At 68.5% G+C, this 2,824-nt stretch carries 4 protein-coding genes; all 4 read left to right on the forward strand.

Features of this window, described 5'->3' with window-relative positions; translation table 11 throughout:
* Positions 1 to 497, forward strand: a 497-nt coding sequence (gene sigE, locus A5704_RS13930) for an RNA polymerase sigma factor SigE (RefSeq protein ID WP_067889469.1), incomplete at its 5' end; no start/stop codon positions are given.
* 106 nt (positions 498 to 603) lie between these two features.
* Positions 604 to 999, forward strand: a complete 396-nt coding sequence (gene rseA / locus A5704_RS13935) for an anti-sigma E factor RseA (RefSeq protein ID WP_067754815.1) — start codon at positions 604 to 606, stop codon at positions 997 to 999.
* 186 nt (positions 1,000 to 1,185) lie between these two features.
* Positions 1,186 to 2,688, forward strand: a complete 1,503-nt coding sequence (locus A5704_RS13940) for a S1C family serine protease (RefSeq protein WP_067754818.1) — start codon at positions 1,186 to 1,188, stop codon at positions 2,686 to 2,688.
* The coding region (locus tag A5704_RS13945) for a twin-arginine translocase TatA/TatE family subunit (RefSeq protein ID WP_197498865.1) at positions 2,689 to 2,824 on the forward strand (136 nt) is incomplete at its 3' end.

Raw genomic sequence — 2,824 nt, forward strand, 5'->3', positions numbered from 1 at the left:
GGGTGTACCGGCTGGCTTACCGCCTCTCGGGCAATCAGCATGACGCGGAAGACCTGACGCAGGAGACCTTCATCCGGGTTTTCCGATCGGTGCAGAACTACCAGCCGGGAACGTTCGAAGGCTGGCTGCACCGCATCACCACCAACCTTTTCCTCGACATGGTGCGCCGGCGCGCCCGCATCCGGATGGAGGCGCTGCCCGAGGATTACGAGCGCGTGCCCGCCGACGAGCCCAATCCCGAGCAGATCTATCACGATTCACGGCTCGGTCCGGACCTGCAGGCCGCCCTGGATTCCCTGCCGCCGGAATTCCGCGCCGCCGTCGTCCTGTGTGACATCGAGGGCCTGTCCTACGAGGAGATCGGCGCGACGCTGGGCGTAAAGCTCGGCACCGTGCGCAGCCGCATCCACCGCGGACGTCAGGCGTTGCGCGACTACCTGGCCGCTCATCCGCAACCGGGCGCCGGCCGGGACGCGGTGCGCGCCGAGTCGGCGTAGGGTTCGTCGCCTGGCCATGAGCCAGCGGTTTCGCGGTCTCGAGACGCGATATTGCGAGCTGCCTCGCGCTACATTCGAGGGGTAGGCGCAACGAAAGGACCCGGTGATGCCCGATCGAGGACATCTGTTCCGTCGTGCGTTCTCCTGGCTTCCCGCCCAGTTCGCCTCCCAGAGCGATGCCCCCGTCGGCGCGCCGCGCCAGTTCGGCTCTACCGAGCACCTTTCCGTCGAAGCCATCGCGGCCTTCGTCGACGGTGAGCTGCGGATGAACGCGCACCTGCGGGCGGCGCATCACCTGTCGCTGTGCCCGCAGTGTGCGGCCGAGGTCGACGGTCAGAGCCGGGCCCGTGCGGCGCTGCGGGATTCGCATCCGATCCGCATCCCGAGCGCGCTGCTCGGAATGCTCGCCGAGATTCCCTACGATTCGCCCGACGACGCGACCGGCCGGCCGGCCGACCGTTTTGCTGAGCGCGACGCCCGTGAGCAGCGCAAGCGCCCGTAGCTGCGCGCCTTCCGAATGAGCCCCCGTCGTTGATCCGTCCCGATTTTGCGCACCCCGCCCGCGCGCTCATGGGCGGCCGGTCCCGAACCGTGGATACTAGGGTGGACACGACCACGCCGGTGTCGTGGGTATCGCCCGGTGCAGGGCCTGTCTCGAGCGCTCAAGAAGAGGATCCAAAGGGATAACGTGACCTCCGACCAAGGCAACGACAGCGGCAACCGCTTGGCGCCGCGCCCCATCTCCCGTCCGCCGGTGGACCCCGCGTCTCGCCAACTGTTCAGCCGTCCCGACGGACTGCGCGGCTCCTTCGTGGCCGATCGGGTCCGTCCGCGGAAGTACCGGGACCAATCCGAGTTTTCCCCGCACGACGAGCCGGCCGATCCGGTCCTCCAGGAGGCGTTCAGCCGTCCCGTCGGAAGCCCCGACTCGCTGCAGCGCCACCCCGTCGACGCCGGCGCGCTCGCGGCCGAGAAAAACGGGGCCGAGCCCGACGAACTCGACGACCCCTGGCGCGACCCGGCGGCCGCCGCGGCGCTGGGCACCCCGGCGGTCGCCCCCGCGGGACCTCGGGGTCCGCAGGGCTACAGCGGCAAGCTCGGCGTACGCGATGTGCTGTTCGGCGGCAAGGTGTCCTACCTGGCGTTGCTCGCCCTGCTGCTGATCGCGCTGCTCATCGGCGTCATCGGTGGTGTGATCGGCCGCAAGACGGCCGAGGTCGCCGAGGCGTTCACCACCTCGAAGGTGACCCTGTCGACCAACGGCAACGGTGAAGGTCCGGCCGGCCGGTTCGCCAAGGTGGCGGCCGCGACCGCGAACGCGGTGGTCACCATCGAGTCCAAGAGTGACCAGGAGGGCTTGCAGGGCTCGGGCGTGGTGGTCGACGGGCGCGGCTACATCATCACCAACAACCACGTGATCTCCGAGGCGGCCAACAATCCCAGCCAGTTCAAGACGACCGTGGTGTTCAACGACGGTAAGGAAGTGCCCGCCAACCTGGTCGGCCGCGACCCGAAGACCGACCTGGCCGTGCTCAAGGTCGACAATGTCGACAACCTGAGCGTGGCCCGGTTCGGCGACTCGGACAAGGTGAATGTCGGTGACGAGGTCCTCGCGGCGGGCGCGCCGCTGGGGCTGCGCAGCACCGTGACCCACGGCATCATCAGCGCGCTGCACCGTCCCGTCCCGTTGTCGGGTGAGGGCTCGGACACCGACACCGTCATCGACGCGCTGCAGACCGACGCGTCGATCAACCACGGCAACTCCGGCGGCCCGCTGATCGATATGGATTCGCAGGTGATCGGCATCAACACCGCGGGTAAGTCCTTGTCCGACAGCGCGAGTGGGTTGGGCTTCGCGATCCCCATCAACGAGGCCAAGATGGTGGCGCAGACGCTGATCAAAGACGGCAAGATCGTGCACCCGACGCTGGGCATCAGCACCCGGTCGGTGAGCAACGCGATCGCCGCCGGCGCGCAGGTCGCCAACGTGAAGGCGGGAAGCCCCGCGCAAAAGGGCGGAATCCTGGAGAATGACGTGATCGTCAAGGTCGGTAACCGCAAGGTCGCCGACGCCGACGAGTTCGTCGTCGCCGTCCGGCAGTTGACCATCGGCCAGGACGCCCCGATCGAGGTGGTCCGCGACGGTCGGCACGTCACCCTGACCGTCAAGCCCGACCCCGACGGAAGCTAGATGTTCGGCAGCCTGAGCTGGGAGCACATCCTGGTCCTCGTCGTGGTCGGGCTGGTGGTGCTCGGCCCGGAGCGGCTTCCCGGTGCGATCCGCTGGACGTCGACCGCGCTGCGGCAGGCCCGCGACTACCTGAGTG

It is taken from the genome of Mycobacterium sp. E735 (assembly GCF_001666955.1).
Lineage (GTDB): Bacteria > Actinomycetota > Actinomycetes > Mycobacteriales > Mycobacteriaceae > Mycobacterium.

Bases quoted from the DNA above. Each gene is read 5' to 3' on its own strand.
- rseA (WP_067754815.1), top strand. From the start codon at position 604: ATGCCCGATCGAGGACATCTGTTCCGTCGTGCGTTCTCCTGGCTTCCC.